Raw genomic sequence first — 12,704 nt, 5'->3', positions numbered from 1 at the left:
AACCATGTCACCACCGATCTCGTTCTAGAGACGTCACATGCGTGACGATGCAACGGGAGGGCATCATGGACGGTATCATCTATCTCGTCGGGCTTGTCGTGGTCGTGTTGGCCATCCTTTCGTTCCTCGGCTTGCGATAAGGGGCGGCATCATGTCGATGGACACAACGGACGTCGTCGTCGTCTCGCCAGCCACCGCCAAGAGCGGCGCTGACGGCTCTTATCTCGAATGGAGCGCCATTCTCGGTGGCGCGGTGCTTTCGGCCGCGATCACCACGGTGATGGCCGCTTTCGGCTCGGCTCTGGGCCTGTCGATGGTCTCGGCCGATACGGCGCGCTCCTCCAGCTTGATTGCCCTCACCATTGCCGGCGGCCTCTGGGCCATCTGGATCACGGTGTCGGCATGTTATGCCGGCGGCTATCTCGCCGGCCGCATGCGTCGCCCGGCCAGCGACGCCAGCGACCACGAGCGCCATGTCCGGGACGGCGCGCATGGCTTGGTCGTCTGGGCTGCCGGGGCGCTGCTGGTCACGATGATCACAGGCTCGTCGCTCCTGGGCGCAGCCAAGACTGCCGTCACTGGCGCAGCCGCGGCGTCCGGGGGAGCCGCCGCCTTGATCAGCCAACAGGCCGACCCGCTGGGCTCGGCACTGGATTCGGTCATGAGATCCACGGGAACGACGCCCCCGACCGCAGGCGAGCGGGAGGAGGCCTCGCGCATCCTCATGACGGGGCTGAGCTCCGGAAAGCTCGAACAGGCGGATCGCGACTACATTGCCGCTCGTGTCGCTGCGCGGATGAATATCCCGCAGCCCGAGGCCCAGAAGCGCGTCGACGATGCCTTCGCCAAGCTCGAACAGGCCAAGGAAACCGCCAAGCAGGCCGCCGAGCGCGCCCGCAAGACGGCGGTCATCACGGCCTTCCTGACTGCGGCCGTGTTGATGCTCGGCGCTGCCGCGGCCTGGCTGGCTGCCCAGCTCGGCGGAAAGCATCGCGACGAGGAAATGGACCTCAGCGCCTTGTTCGGCCGGCGTTGAACGGATCCCGCCGGGCGAGGCTTTCGCAAGCCTTGCTCGGCGCTTTCCCCGTCCGCGCGCGTTTCAGATTGATAGAGATCCTTCGCTCAAGGGGCTTCCATGAAAACCGCTAATCTGTGCATGGCGATGCTGGCGGTGGTTGTGGGGCTCAGAACAAACTCGGCTCTCGCACTCACTGCCGAGCAGATCAACCAGGTGACCTTCGCCGACCGGCAGCGCCAGTCGGGGGCCGGACCGGATCCGTTTATCGTCAAGGCCCAGGTGCTGCTCAGTCGTCGCAGCATATCGCCAGGTGTCATCGACGGTGGCGACGGTGAGAACTTTCGCAAGGCCGTCGCGCAGTTCCGGCGTCATGCGAACCTTGGCGGCGGCGATGAGATGGATGAACTCACCTGGCTCGGCCTTGATGGTGACAGCGCCAACGATGTCGTGTCCGAATACAAGCTCTCGGAAAAGGACACAGCATACGACTTCGCCGACGCTATACCGCGCGACTATGCCAAGCAGGCCAAGATGAAGCGCCTCTCCTACACCAGCCCCGAGGAGATGCTTGGAGAGCGCTTCCACATGAGCGAGAAGCTTCTGAGGGCACTCAATCCCGGAGCGGATTTCACAGCGGCAGGCGCGGCGCTCTTCGTGGTCTCGGCCGAACGCTCGCTCGAGAAGGGCAGCGCCTGGCGGATCGACGCGGTCAAGAGCACCGGAATGGTTGTCGTCTTCGCCGCGGATGACACGGTTCTGGCGAGTTATCCGGCCACCATCGGCAGCGAGAACACCCCGTCTCCTACGGGCGAATACACGGTCGAGAGGGTGGCACGGAATCCAAACTACACCTACGACCCCGAAAAGAACTTCCAGCAGGGCAAGAACACCGAGACTCTCGTGCTCCCACCCGGCCCCAACGGCCCGGTCGGCACGATCTGGATTGCGCTGTCCAAGCCGACTTTCGGAATCCACGGCACCCCCGAACCCTCGCAGGTCAGCAAGACGACGTCGCATGGCTGTGTGAGGCTGACGAACTGGGATGCGGAGCAACTCGCCGATCTGGTGAAGCCGGGCGTGGCGGTGCGCTTCGTGGACTGAGCGCGTGCGCGTCCCCAGCCCGTATTGGCAAGCCGTCGCAACCTCGGCGGCATTGCTCATGTGTCTTGTACCGGCCTTGTCTGCGCCGGCAGCGCCTGACCGTGCCGTTGGGGTGAAGCGACCAGCGCGCCCGACGCAAAGCTTGATGATCATGCCGCTGCCGCCGCGGCGCCCGGCCGAGCTCGTGCCTGATCCTGCGGCGAAGGCCGCCTCCATTCCTTCGCAGGCGCAGATGCCGGAGACACCACCGGGCCCATCAGCCTGTGTCGGGACGTTCAAGGAGCGCGGGGGCGTTGCACTCCCCTTGGCATCAGCCAGCAGCACAGCCGACTGCGGTATTGACGATCCGGTCACGTTCGAGCGTATCGACAGGCCGGACGGTTCCAAGGTCGAACTGGACAGCGCGATCACGGTCCGCTGCTCGTTTGCGCTCGAGGTCCAGGGATGGATTCGCGACGACCTCTCGGCGATCGTCGCAGGCGAGAACGCCAAGCTCGCCGCTCTGGCCGGTGTCAGCGGACATGCCTGCCGTCCGCGCAACGGTGTCGCGGGCGCTCCGATCAGCGAGCATGCCAGCGGCAACGCGCTGGATGTCAGCGCGTTGAAAATGCAGGACGGGCGTATCATCCCGCTGGCCGGCCGCGACGCGGCGACGCTGTCGATGCGCGGCGCGATCAGCAAGAGCGCATGCGCAAGGTTTACGACCGTGCTCGGGCCGGGATCCGACAGCGCCCATAAGGACCACCTCCACCTCGACATGCGAAAGCGCTCGCGCGACTTTCGGATGTGCCAGTGGACAGTCGAATAAGCGGGCGCGTCCGAGCAGGTTGCTCGCCGCCTCGGTCTGTGAGGATTGGATAACGCAGGGCGGCGCGCGCGGCAGGGCCGATGCCGAGGGCGATGCTTGGGCTGGAGTGCAGCCTCCGCCCCTCGCAATATGCGACATCGGTTCGGATCAGCGCTTGGGAAGCGCTCCGCCCGCCCTTCGCTTTCCCCAGGCTCTCCTCAGCTTTGGAGGAAAAATCGGATCATCTCACGCGAGGCATCAGGGCCTGCTGCATCGGCGAAACTTCCCCTGTCGTCGCCGCCCGACCAAGCGTGGCCACTGCCATGAACGATCCAATATTCGGCGGTCGCGGGACCGGTTGCCGGGCCGTGCACCATCCGGGTGACGCGCCTGCCGTTGACCATGCCATCGGTCGAGACCTCCGGCAGCTTGCCGTGGCGAGACCGCGCGCGGTCGAACACCATCTTGCCATTTGACGGGTTGACCGTGACATCGGCGTCGCCGTGGAAGATGATCTTTCTGCCATCCGCTTCGTGCGTCTGGGAGCCCCCTTTGGAGGCGCCCTTCATGGCAGCGAATGCCGACATGACGTCGGAGGCTGCCCCATGCGGCAAGCCGGAATGGATGCCCACCGCGGAAAAGACGTCAGGATAGGTCGCAGACAGCACATCCGCCATGGCTGCGCCTGCGGACAGGCCTGCAACGAAAATTCGCTTTCGATCGATCTTGAAGTCCGTGGCCACGTCCAGAGCCAGACCCGCCAGCACCGCGGGCTCGCCCGAACCACGCTTCTGATGACGTGTATCGAACCAATGCCAACAGCCTTGCGCATTGGCTGATCGCGGTTGGTGGGGATAGGCGACGATCAGGCCGAATTCGTCGGCCAGCGCGTTCATCCGCGTTCCTCGCGCAAAATCGTCGGGGTCCTGCGTGCAGCCATGCAGCATCATGACCAGCGCCAGCTCCCGCTCGGCATGGTCCGCGGGCATGTAGAGCTTGTACGTCACCGATCCCGCCGCAGCTTGAAAGCTGCGCTGGCAAAAGCGCTCGTTATCCTCCGAGGCGTCGGGAGCGCGCTTGGTCTCCCCTGCGGCTTGCCCGAACTGACCCCGCTCGCTGCGGAGCATTCGCAGGACCTCACCAAGCCGGCGCGGGAGAGGCGCGTTGAACCCGACCGTATTTGCCTTGCCGTCCTCGGCGCGTCGCCGCATGGGCGGGGCCTCACCGGAGAGCGCGCGTTGCACTGCAGCCGTTGCACCCGCAACATCGGCCGTTCGCAGACGGTGCATGGCTTCGCCGATAGCGGCGTGAAAACGTGGGTTCATGGAGAATGTCCTTGGTGTCATGTCAGGCGGTCGGCCAGAGCGGCCTTGATCTCGGGAGCAGCATGCAGCGCGCCGAGAACCGTCAGGGAGGCGATGGCATCTCTTGCAAGCTTCGCAGAGACGTCGTTGGCGATGATCGCCAGGCCTAGAACCCGGATCTCGAGTCGTTCACCGGCGGCGACGGCCGCCTCCAGATCCTGCCGGGTGAAAGTTCGCAGTCCAAGTTCGAGCGCCAGCCGCGTCGTGGCTTTCTCCGCGACTTCGGCATGCGTCGAAAGCTGGTTACGGATCGCCGTGCGAATGAAATCCGAGCGGTTCGAGTAAAAGCCGTCCCTGACCAGCAGGTCGATACGGCCAAGGTCGACGAAACCCAGATTCAGGGTCAGCTTTTCGCTATCGGGCGTTTTCATCTTGCATCCATATACCATCCATATGGATGGTATATGGATGTCTGAACGCGGATATCAAGAGAGGAGGGCGAGCGCGGCCTACGCCAGGGAGCGAACGCCTGGTTCACGTGCCCATTGCCGGGTGCGGGCGGGCTTCATGAAGGCATCGGCCTTGTCCCCGAGAGTCACGATGCCGGCATCAGCCAGGACGCCGGATTTGTCGAGCAAAGGCTTCGCATCAGGGCTGAAGCCGATCGCCTTGAGATGGCCGAAGGCATCCCTGACGAAATCGATTGCGGCTCCCTGAAGCCCCGGCAACACGTGCCGGGGCTCAGATGGAGAACCCAACGGGTTCAGGCCGCTTTTGCGACAGCTGCCGAATTGGCGGGACCGCCGAGCTGTGTGAGCGCCTTGTCCGTCTTGGTCTCCTCCGCGAGGGTCTCGTCGAGGAGCCGGACCGCATCCTTGTGGCCAAGCTGCAGCGCCCAGGCCTTGAGCGTGCCGTAGCGCGCCATCTCGTAGTGCTCGACCGCCTGGGCTGAAGCGACCAGGCCGGCATCGAGCGCCGGGCTGTCGGCATAGTCTTCCATGACGGCCTTGCCTTCTTCGAGGATGCCCAGAATGGCGTCGCAGGTCTTGGCGCGCGGTGCCTTGCCTATGATCTCGAAGACCTCGCTCAGGCGTTCGACCTGGCCTTCGGTTTCGGTCTTGTGGGTCTCGAACGCCTTCTTGAGCTCCGGCGCCTTTGCCGCTTTAGCCATTTTAGGCAGCGCCTTCAGGATCTGCTTCTCGGCGTAATAGACGTCCTTGAGCATGTCGTGGAACAGCTCGTCGAGTGGTTTTGGGGTCGTGACCATGGCTTGTCTCCGTTGGGGGGGCCTCGCAGGTCAAACCGAGAGAGACAGCCGAGGGTTCCATCGCAAGAGCTTATTTCTTTCCGGAACCAGATCGTGCCGCCGTACGTTTGAATTGGCGAACGGCAGTAAATCGACATGTATACGGAGACTTAAAAATGAAGAATCTTCTTATAACTACGGTGTTCGCTTCAGTCTTGTCTTTCGGGGCCTTGGCACAAACCTCGACAACGTCTCCGCTTCCAGCTCCGAAGGCTGATGCGGACAAGAACGCGCCACTCCCAGGCGCCAATAGTTTCACCGAAGGGCAGGCCAAGAGCCGTCTGGAAGCCAATGGCTATTCGAACGTCACCGGTCTGAAGAAGGACGAGAACGGCGTCTGGAAGGGCTCGGCCATGAAGGGCAGCGCCAAGGTCACCGTCTCCGTCGACTATCGCGGCAACATCGTCGGGCAGTGATCGATACCGCGCCTTCACCAACTCAGGAGAGACACATGACCAGCACGATCACACGTTCCTACGATAGCTACGAGACCGCCGCCATCGTCGTCGGGAACCTCGAAGGCGCCGGCATAGCGCGCGACGACATCAGCGTCATCGGCCGCGACGAGCGGGCCAAGACCAGCAATTCCGCCGAGGGCGCCGGCATCGGCGCCGGCGTTGGCGGAGCAGCCGGCCTGCTTGCCGGCATCGGCATGCTGGCCATTCCGGGCATCGGTCCCGTGGTCGCTGCCGGATGGCTTGCCGCCACAGCAGCCGGTGCCGTCGCAGGTGCGGCAGCCGGCGGCCTGGTTGGCTCCTTCATCAGCGCCGGAGTCAGCGAGGACGATGCTCACTACTACGCCGAGACAGTCCGTCGCGGCGGCTCCGTCGTATCCGTGAAGGCGCCGGATGAACACCGCGCGACCGTGGAGGCGATCATGGACGGCGCCGCGCCGATCAATCGGGATGCCCGCATAGCCGAATACCGCGGGGAAGGCTGGACCCGCTTCGACGAGAAGGCCGCGCCGAACAGCCGTGTGGCGGACGACCTGGCCCGGCCCAAGCTCCCGGTCGACTAAAGCGTATTCGCGCGAAGCGGATGCCGGTTCGCGCGAAGAAAACGCGTCATGACAAAAGCTGGAGCCATCGAACGATCCAACTGGATCCGACATTGCTCCAGGGCCGATTTCCTCTCTTGTGATGTCGAGCCGGCAAGTGGCCTCCAGCTTAACCCCTGGAGGCCATTTCCGCTCGGCGGGCAAAGGCACGCCCTCTCGGCAGTCACGGTAAGGTCGCGGTTCCCCGATGCGCTGGACGAGTGCTCCAAGACGATATAACAATATTGTCCGGTTTTTATTACGGATCGTCCCGCGTGGACCCTCTGAGCGACCTCATAACCCTGCTCCGGCCGAGCACGGCCATCTCCAAGCCCATTACCGGGCGGGGCCACTGGGGTGTTCGCTATGCGGCGCACGACGCTCCCGGCTTCACCATCATTCTGAAGGGCGAATGCTGGATTTGTCTCGCGGGGCAAGAGCCGTTGCGGTTGCAGGAAGGTGCGTTCCTTCTCCTGCCCGCCACGCCGGAATTCACCTTGAGCAGCAATCCAGACGTGGCCTGTGAACTGCGCGACCCCATGCACGGGCCCATCCGCCACGGTGAGCAGGAGGGCGAGGCTGATTTCGAATCGCTGGGCGGCAGCTTTCGTATCGAATCGGTGAACGCGCCGCTGCTGCTCGCGCTTCTCCCGCGCATGATCCACATCCCAGCCACGGAGCCGCGATCGGCGCGGCTGGGCCGGGTGATCGAACTGATCGCGGAAGAATGTGCCGGTAGCGAACCCGGCAGGGAGATGATCCTCCAGCGTATGCTCGAAGTCCTGCTAGTCGAAGCCCTTCGCTGGCGCGGCATGGCGGCTGATGATGCCCAGGCTGGCCTTCTCAAGGGGATGCGCGATCCCGCCCTTGCCCGCGCCCTCGGCGCCATGCATGCCGATGTCCGGGCCGGGTGGACGGTCGCTGCCCTGGCGAAGGTTGCCGGGCAGTCCCGCTCGGCCTTCGCCGCGCGCTTCGGCGAGGTGCTGGGCTGCGGGCCGATCGAATATCTCGCCCGCTGGCGGATGGCGCTCGCCAAAGACGCGCTGATGCGCAGCGCCAAGACGCTGGACAGGATCGCCGACGAGATCGGCTATGAATCCGCGAGCGCCTTCAGCACGGCATTCCGCAAGCGGCTGGGCTGTCCGCCCGGCAAGTTCGCCCGGATCAGCGCTGTCGCAGAGTCTGCCTGAGGGCGCTCGGGTCGGGCCTGCCAGTCGCAGGATACAGGGATGGACGCGCCACGGTCGCGGGCGCCCTGGGCCTGGCCAATCGAGCGCGCCGTCTCCCCGTCGATGCCGTGGCGTCCCATGCGGGCCATGGCGGATGCGCCCGGCCGCCCTGATCAAATTCGGGATAGCTGCGCCTCTATCGAGGGGCAGACCAGTCCTGTCGGTAGCGTCGCCTGCATCCGCTCCCCTTTCTCGCGGCCGCGGCCGAGCCAAGGGGAGCCTCCATCGCGACAGCGTCAATCTGGACGATTGGAAAACAACATTGGATTGTTAATTATGTATCGTCCGTTCGTCGGGACTTACAAGGACCCATCAGCAACAGATGGAGGTTCCCATGCAGACGATCCTGATCACCGGCACATCATCGGGCTATGGCCTTGAGACCGCGCGTCATTTCCTGTCCAGGGATTGGCGTGTCATCGCCACCATGCGGCGGCCCGATGCGGATGCCCTGCCGCGTTCGCCGAACCTGCGCATCCTGCCGCTCGACGTGACAAGCCAGGAGAGCATCGCGGCAATGGTCGCGGCCGCCGGCCCGATCGATGCGCTCGTCAACAATGCGGGCATCGGCGTCGTCGGCGCGTTCGAAGCCACGCCGCTCTCGCATATTCGCAAGGTGTTCGACACCAACACCTTCGGCGTCATGGCGATGTGCCAGGCGCTCATCCCGCAGATGCGCGAGCGTCGATCCGGCGTCATCGTCAACGTGACGTCGAGCGTCACCCTCACCGCGATGCCGCTGGCGGCGGCCTATACTGCCAGCAAGCAGGCCATCGAAGGGTTCACCGGCTCGCTCGCCCATGAACTCGGGCATTTCGATATTCGCGTGAAGCTGGTGGAGCCGGGATATGCGCCGACCACCCGTTTCGCCGAGAACGCCGACGTCCGTGTCGAGGACCTGATTCCACTGGCCTATGCCGGTTTCGCGGCACCCATCTTCGAGGCCTTCGCCAGACCTGCGCTGACGACGAAGGAGACGGATGTCGCCGAGGCTGTCTGGGCTGCCATCCACGATACGTCCGGCCAGCTGCATTTTCCGGCCGGGGCCGATGCGGTCGCCCTCTACGAGGCCCACCGCGGATGAGGTTTGGCTGCGTTCGAAGCTCCGACAGAGCATAGAACGGTGGGCTTCGGCCGCTTGGCCGATACCGCCCAGGATGATCGCGCCAGGGCATGTCATCGGCCGAGGCGGCGGCCACCATGGGCGGTAACCTTCCCGCGCGGATGCGGTTTCAGCCCGTCGCATGACGGAGCCGCCGATGTGATCATCGCCGAATCCTGATTCAGCCGTCCCCGGATGGCTTTCAACCCCCCGCGCGGATGAAGCGTTGATACACGGCGCTGCCCCGCAGGAGCCGCCGGCCGAGACCGGCAAGGAAATCGACTTCGCCGGGTTTCAGGCTGAGCTTGAAATGAAGTTGCATGATGCGCGCCTTCTCATTGGCCTCCTGCACATCGGCCAGCGACAACCGCACCACCTTGACCTCGAACTTGTCGCATCCCGCCTGTGGTGAGCGCGTGTTGCAGCGCCAGTGCGTGAGCCGATCGCGCCAGCGTGTCGCCTCCTGTTCGAGCACGTCGAAACTCATCCGGCTTGCATTGTCGATCATGGCATCAGTGGCAGCGACGACGGTATCGGTCGCCATGGGGCCCTCAGTGGCGTTCGAGATGTCGCCGCCGACCCGCGTCGCGGCATCGACGACGATGATGATCGCGCGCCGCAGTTGCCGCGCCGTAGCAGGCTGGAGCGGCTCGGGCGCCGGTTGTTTCATCAGCCCGGCGAGATTGCTCGTCGCGAGGTTGTCGACGAGGCCGCCGTCGAGCAGTTTGAGATAGTTCAGGTCGCTTGCGCTGGCATAGCGCTCCTGCGAATCCGAGATATGCCTTTCGAACAGCGAGGCCTCGACGACCGGCCGTGTCGGGCTTGTCCTGTGTCCGGCGACAGGGCAGGCATCGTTGAAGTTCCGCATGACGATGGGCGTGAACGCGACCGGCACAGCTGATGAAGCGGCGACCGCATGGGCCAGGGAGAAGCCGTCATAGTCGCTGCAGATCGCGAGGAAACTCTTGCGATCGAAGGAAAAGGGCGCGCGGTTATAGAGGTCCGTCGCGTGCAGGACGAGCCGCGCGCGCCCGCGTCGCTCGACATCGCGCAGGGTCGCGCCGTGATAGAGACGGTCATCGAGCCAGGCTGCAAAGCCGGATAGATCATTGATGCCGCCGCGATAGGCCCGCAGCAGGTTTTCCGGCGTGTATGAGGTCCGCAGTGACGCCTCCGGATCCTGATCGAGAAAATCGCGGCGGAACCCGGAAAGCCCGGTTGGCCCGTAGAGCGCGAAATGGGCAGCAAGAACGCCCCCGCCGGAAACGCCGGCCACCACGGCGACATCATCTGCGAGCGTGCGGGTGGCCATGCCCGGAGAGCGCTGCTCGGCCAGTGCCGACAGGACACCGTAGCCAAAGGCAGCCGAGCGTGCCCCGCCTCCGGAAAAGGCGAGGATGACGGCGGTGTCACTGGGTTTTGCCGGGGTCCTTGGCGCAGCAGGCACGCCGATATGCGTCAGCACGGCATTCGATGGCCTATTGGCGGGCCCGGCACATCCCGCAACGCACAGCATGAGCGCTGCAGCTTTCAGGAGACGGCGTGTCGCTCTGGCGTGGCGCCGATTTCCGGCAGCGGCTGTTCTGGAACGGAGAATCGACATTCGACGCGTGAGGGCCCCTCTCAGCGGCGAGATCGTCCCTCGTGAAAGGTAACGCTCGCCGGGGGGGCAACATCTCGGCTGCGTCGATTATCCCAGCATTATGCGGCCTGCGGAGGCTTCAAAGAAACACGCAGATCCGAAGTCAGGCTGCTGGTGGAGGCAAGGTGATGCGAAAACGCGCGCCCGTCGACGATGAATCCAGAACGGCCACGTCCCCCGCGTGAAGCCGAATGATCGCGTCGACGAGATGCAGCCCCAGGCCCGCGCCTCGCTCGCGCGGCGCCAGCCGAAAAAACGGCTCGAAAATGCGCCTGCGCTGCTCGCTCGGTATGCCGGGCCCTTCGTCGGCGATCTCGATCGTCCGTTCTCGCCCGACGGTGATGGTGATCGTGCCACTGCGGCCGCCATGCTCGATGGCGTTCTGAACCAGATTGGCCAGGACCCGTTCAAGCGCGGCTTCGTCGCCCCATGCAGCGACAGGCTCGGCCTCCGCCTCGAATGCGAATTGGTAGCCTGAAGCGATGGCCAGAGGCGCGAGATCGGCAGCGACGCGCCTGCTCATGGCGACGATGTCGAGCCTGGCGAACTCGTCCCGGTTGTGTTCGATCCGCTGCAGGTCGAGCAATTGCTCGGCCATCACGGCAAGCCTCGCCACATCCTCCAGAAGGCGGGCCCGCTGAACTGATTCCGGCAGGGCTTCGAGCCGCGTCTGCAGGATAGCGATCGGTGTCCGAAGCTCATGGGCGGCATCGCCGAGAAAGCGCTTGTGCCGGGCATGGCCCTCGTCCAGCCGCTGCAAGGCGCGATTGACGGCCACAACGAGCGGGGTGACCTCGCTCGGCACGGCATCGGTGGATAGCCGCGTGCCTTGCCGATCGATATCGATCTGTTCGGCCTGGTCCGCCACGTCCCCGAGGCCGACGAGAGCCCGGCGCACGACGATGGGCGTCGCGATGATGGTTACGAGCCCCATGATCACGAGCGCCGGCAGAACGAAGCTCATGAAGACGATCAGCACTCCCTGAACGAGCCAGCTCAGCGGGGCGTTCGCGCCTGGCCCGGTCGCAATCTGGATCTCTCCAGCCGCACCCTTGACCCAGCGGACCAGTGCGCTGGCGCGCGGCGGATCACCCAGGTTCCAGCCGAGCCGCGCATTGCCGACGCCGTCGAGCGCATCACCGATGCGGGCGAAATGCGATGGCGGCATGCCTTCGACCAGTGTGTGCCCCTGCCGATCGCGCACGATGAACCAGAGATCGGGAACCTCCGCGCGCAAGGTCTCCAGAGCAGGTGTCGTCCGCAAGATGAGCCCGCCATCGGCCTTGCGCTCCACGGCCGTCTTCAGCGCCTCGACGGTCACATCCTCGGATTCGAAGTTGAAGAGATGGCCGCCCATATAGAGCGCGCCGATGACGAGCACGACGAGAAGCGAGAGAATTGCGGCCTGCAACGCGAGAAAGCGCCGGACGAGGCGCCATTTGAGCGAGTGGCCCGGGGCAGGGGACTTGCTCACATCGCCTGCTTCAGGAGATAGCCGACGCCCCGAATGCCATGGATCTCCAGCCCGGCTCCGGCGTCGGCCAGTTTCCGGCGCAGGCGCGACACATGCATGTCGAGCGCGTTCGACTGGATTTCGTCGTCGAAGCCGTAAACCGCCTCCTCCAGCGCAGCGCGCTGCACGGTGCGGCCGCGCCGACGCAACAGAGCCTCCAGCACGAGAAGTTCCCGGCGCGGCAAATCGAGCGTCGCGCCATCGATGCTCGCACAGCGGTCGCGCCAGTCGAACTCCAGGCGGCCGGCCCGTAGAATGTCGGGCGCGAGCCCTGCCGGCCGGCGCAGCACCGCACGCAGCCGCGCGAGCAATTCGTCGATCGCGAAAGGCTTGGCGAGATAATCATCGGCTCCGAGGTCAAGGCCTGTGACGCGATCTGCAACATCGCCGCGGGCGGTGAGGACGATCACCGGCGCGGGGTGCTTTCTCGCACGCAGCCGGGGAATCAGCGAGAGACCATCGCCATCCGGCAACTGGCGGTCGAGAAGGATCGCGTTGTGAACCGGGGCCTCGATCGCTTCCGCACCTTCCGCCAGCGTCGCGGCATGGTCGACGACCATGTCGTGCTGACTCAGCGTCGAGCAAAGCGCGGCTGCCATTTCCGGCTCATCTTCGACGAGGAGAATTCGCATCGCTCATGCGTATCCGGGCTTGGCGCTGGATACC

General features: G+C 64.7%; 14 protein-coding genes. 7 read left to right on the top strand and 7 right to left on the bottom strand.

Annotated elements, in window-relative coordinates; genetic code table 11:
• Positions 1–151: 151 nt before the first annotated feature.
• The 3 genes from CYD53_RS10820 to CYD53_RS10810 all read left to right on the top strand — a co-directional run bounded on the left by CYD53_RS10820 (position 152) and on the right by CYD53_RS10810 (position 2,927).
• Positions 152–1,036 carry a hypothetical protein gene (locus tag CYD53_RS10820; protein ID WP_103718105.1) on the top strand — a complete coding sequence of 295 codons (885 nt, stop codon included), beginning with the start codon at positions 152–154 and terminating at the stop codon, positions 1,034–1,036.
• Between the two features lie 99 nt (positions 1,037–1,135).
• A complete protein-coding gene (locus CYD53_RS10815) occupies positions 1,136–2,119 on the top strand; it encodes a L,D-transpeptidase (protein ID WP_103718104.1) in 984 nt (327 codons plus the stop codon).
• Positions 2,120–2,264: 145 nt separating this feature from the next.
• A complete protein-coding gene (locus tag CYD53_RS10810) occupies positions 2,265–2,927 on the top strand; it encodes an extensin-like domain-containing protein (protein WP_181011808.1) in 663 nt (220 codons plus the stop codon).
• Positions 2,928–3,124: 197 nt separating this feature from the next.
• On the opposite strand, the gene CYD53_RS10805 is transcribed toward CYD53_RS10810, so the two are convergent.
• From CYD53_RS10805 to CYD53_RS10790, 4 genes are all read right to left on the bottom strand, one after another.
• Complete coding sequence (locus CYD53_RS10805; RefSeq protein WP_181011807.1) at positions 3,125–4,231, bottom strand: extracellular catalytic domain type 1 short-chain-length polyhydroxyalkanoate depolymerase; 1,107 nt, start codon at positions 4,229–4,231, stop codon at positions 3,125–3,127.
• A gap of 17 nt (positions 4,232–4,248) precedes the next feature.
• Positions 4,249–4,641, bottom strand: coding sequence for a CopG family transcriptional regulator (locus tag CYD53_RS10800; protein WP_245928187.1), 393 nt, complete (start codon positions 4,639–4,641; stop codon positions 4,249–4,251).
• Between the two features lie 78 nt (positions 4,642–4,719).
• Positions 4,720–4,941: a type 1 glutamine amidotransferase family protein gene (locus CYD53_RS10795; protein WP_103718100.1), complete on the bottom strand. Its 222-nt coding sequence runs from the start codon at positions 4,939–4,941 to the stop codon at positions 4,720–4,722.
• Positions 4,942–4,973: 32 nt separating this feature from the next.
• Positions 4,974–5,477: a YciE/YciF ferroxidase family protein gene (locus CYD53_RS10790; RefSeq protein ID WP_103718099.1), complete on the bottom strand. Its 504-nt coding sequence runs from the start codon at positions 5,475–5,477 to the stop codon at positions 4,974–4,976.
• 155 nt (positions 5,478–5,632) lie between these two features.
• On the opposite strand from CYD53_RS10790, the gene CYD53_RS10785 reads away from it, so the two are divergent.
• From CYD53_RS10785 to CYD53_RS10770, 4 genes are all read left to right on the top strand, one after another.
• Positions 5,633–5,932, top strand: a complete 300-nt coding sequence (locus tag CYD53_RS10785) for a hypothetical protein (RefSeq protein ID WP_103718098.1) — start codon at positions 5,633–5,635, stop codon at positions 5,930–5,932.
• A gap of 35 nt (positions 5,933–5,967) precedes the next feature.
• Entirely contained in the window at positions 5,968–6,534 is a 567-nt protein-coding gene (locus CYD53_RS10780; protein WP_103718097.1) for a hypothetical protein, read from the top strand.
• A gap of 293 nt (positions 6,535–6,827) precedes the next feature.
• Positions 6,828–7,742, top strand: coding sequence for an AraC family transcriptional regulator (locus CYD53_RS10775; RefSeq protein WP_103718096.1), 915 nt, complete (start codon positions 6,828–6,830; stop codon positions 7,740–7,742).
• Positions 7,743–8,115: 373 nt separating this feature from the next.
• Positions 8,116–8,865: an SDR family oxidoreductase gene (locus CYD53_RS10770; protein ID WP_103718297.1), complete on the top strand. Its 750-nt coding sequence runs from the start codon at positions 8,116–8,118 to the stop codon at positions 8,863–8,865.
• A gap of 220 nt (positions 8,866–9,085) precedes the next feature.
• Here the strand turns inward: CYD53_RS10770 and CYD53_RS10765 are convergent, their stop codons facing one another.
• From CYD53_RS10765 to CYD53_RS10755, 3 genes are all read right to left on the bottom strand, one after another.
• Complete coding sequence (locus CYD53_RS10765) at positions 9,086–10,348, bottom strand: patatin-like phospholipase family protein (RefSeq protein WP_181011806.1); 1,263 nt, start codon at positions 10,346–10,348, stop codon at positions 9,086–9,088.
• A gap of 280 nt (positions 10,349–10,628) precedes the next feature.
• Positions 10,629–11,999 carry a sensor histidine kinase gene (locus tag CYD53_RS10760; RefSeq protein ID WP_103718094.1) on the bottom strand — a complete coding sequence of 457 codons (1,371 nt, stop codon included), beginning with the start codon at positions 11,997–11,999 and terminating at the stop codon, positions 10,629–10,631.
• Complete coding sequence (locus CYD53_RS10755; RefSeq protein WP_103718093.1) at positions 11,996–12,670, bottom strand: response regulator transcription factor; 675 nt, start codon at positions 12,668–12,670, stop codon at positions 11,996–11,998. Before CYD53_RS10755 ends, CYD53_RS10760 begins: the two co-directional genes overlap by 4 nt.
• Between the last annotated feature and the right edge of the window lie 34 nt (positions 12,671–12,704).

It is taken from the genome of Allobosea psychrotolerans (genome assembly GCF_002917105.1).
GTDB classification, from domain to species: Bacteria; Pseudomonadota; Alphaproteobacteria; order Rhizobiales; family Beijerinckiaceae; genus Allobosea; species Allobosea psychrotolerans.
This window is presented reverse-complemented; position numbering and strand designations above follow the sequence as displayed.

What these genes read in the sequence shown, in the direction of transcription:
- CYD53_RS10755 (WP_103718093.1), bottom strand. Translation starts at nt 12,670, where the DNA reads ATGCGAATTCTCCTCGTCGAAGATGAGCCGGAAATGGCAGCCGCGCTT.
- CYD53_RS10800 (WP_245928187.1), bottom strand. Translation starts at nt 4,641, where the DNA reads ATGAAAACGCCCGATAGCGAAAAGCTGACCCTGAATCTGGGTTTCGTC.
- CYD53_RS10785 (WP_103718098.1), top strand. Translation starts at nt 5,633, where the DNA reads ATGAAGAATCTTCTTATAACTACGGTGTTCGCTTCAGTCTTGTCTTTC.
- CYD53_RS10790 (WP_103718099.1), bottom strand. Translation starts at nt 5,477, where the DNA reads ATGGTCACGACCCCAAAACCACTCGACGAGCTGTTCCACGACATGCTC.
- CYD53_RS10820 (WP_103718105.1), top strand. Translation starts at nt 152, where the DNA reads ATGTCGATGGACACAACGGACGTCGTCGTCGTCTCGCCAGCCACCGCC.
- CYD53_RS10805 (WP_181011807.1), bottom strand. Translation starts at nt 4,231, where the DNA reads ATGAACCCACGTTTTCACGCCGCTATCGGCGAAGCCATGCACCGTCTG.
- CYD53_RS10815 (WP_103718104.1), top strand. Translation starts at nt 1,136, where the DNA reads ATGAAAACCGCTAATCTGTGCATGGCGATGCTGGCGGTGGTTGTGGGG.
- CYD53_RS10780 (WP_103718097.1), top strand. Translation starts at nt 5,968, where the DNA reads ATGACCAGCACGATCACACGTTCCTACGATAGCTACGAGACCGCCGCC.
- CYD53_RS10810 (WP_181011808.1), top strand. Translation starts at nt 2,265, where the DNA reads ATGATCATGCCGCTGCCGCCGCGGCGCCCGGCCGAGCTCGTGCCTGAT.
- CYD53_RS10770 (WP_103718297.1), top strand. Translation starts at nt 8,116, where the DNA reads ATGCAGACGATCCTGATCACCGGCACATCATCGGGCTATGGCCTTGAG.